Source organism: Bradyrhizobium sp. Kon56 (assembly GCF_055807635.1).
Window position 1 is genome coordinate 1 of record NZ_JBVVOU010000096.1, and the last position, 1,228, is coordinate 1,228.

A 1,228-nucleotide genomic window follows, 5' to 3' on the forward strand; every position below is an offset into this window, starting at 1 on the left:
GGGTCGTCAACCAGCCGATGCAGGGTGGCGGCTGGGTCGCGACCTTCGAGGATATCACCGAATGGCTGGAGGCCCAGGCCAAGATCTCGCACATGGCCCGCCATGACGCGCTGACCAGTTTGCCGAACCGCGTGCTGTTCCACGAGCAGCTCGTGCAGGGACTGCGCCGGACCAATTCAGGCGACCAGCTCGCCGTGCTTTGTCTCGATCTCGATCACTTCAAGGACATCAACGACTCGCTCGGCCACCCCATCGGCGATGCGTTGCTCAAGGAGGTCGGGCGCAGGCTGAAGGTCACCGTCGGCGAGAGCGACACCGTGGCGCGGCTCGGTGGCGACGAATTCGCCGTGGTCCAGATCGGACGTTCCGAGGAAGCCGCGGCAAGGTCCCTTGCCGGCCGCCTGGTCGAGGTGATCTCGGCGCCTTACGAGATCGACGACCATCAGATCATCATCGGTGTCTCCATCGGCATCTCGCTGTCCCCGCAGGACGGCGACAATCCCGATGAACTGCTGAAGAACGCCGACCTCGCGCTGTACCGCGCCAAGGCGGATGGTCGCGGCACCTATCGCTTCTTCGAGACCGGCATGGATGCGCGCGCACAAGCACGGCGTCTGCTGGAGATGGATCTGCGCGCGGCGCTGCAACGTGACGAGTTCCAGCCGTACTACCAGCCGATCCGCGACGTCGCCAGCGGTCGCGTCGTCGCGTTCGAGGCGCTGCTGCGCTGGAATCATCCGCAGCGCGGCCTGATCGCGCCCCTCAGCTTCATTCCATTGGCCGAGGAGACCGGCCTCATCATCCAGCTCGGCGATTTCGTGCTACGCTCCGCCTGCACCGACGCCGCGACCTGGCCCGACGATATTGACGTCGCGGTCAACCTGTCGCCCGTGCAGTTCAGGAACCCAAATCTGATCGCATCCGTGACCGAGGCGTTGGCGTTGTCGGGCCTCGACGCGCGCCGTCTCGAACTCGAGATCACCGAATCCGTGCTGCTGCAGAACAGTGAGGCGACGCTGATCACCCTGCACGAGCTGCGCGCAATGGGCGTGCGCATCTCGCTCGACGATTTCGGCACCGGCTATTCGTCCCTGAGTTATCTGCGCAGCTTCCCGTTCGACAAGATCAAGATCGACCGCTCCTTCGTGTCGGAACTCGCGACGCGCGAGGATTCCATGGCGATCATCCGTGCCGTGACTGGCCTCGGCCGCAGCCTCGGCATCGTCAC

The 1,228-nt window shown here is 64.7% G+C and carries 1 protein-coding gene; it reads left to right on the forward strand.

What is annotated here, in order from left to right; all coding sequences use genetic code 11:
* Positions 1 to 1,228, forward strand: a 1,228-nt coding sequence (locus AC0L3B_RS38100) for a putative bifunctional diguanylate cyclase/phosphodiesterase (protein ID WP_473382676.1), incomplete at both ends; no start/stop codon positions are given.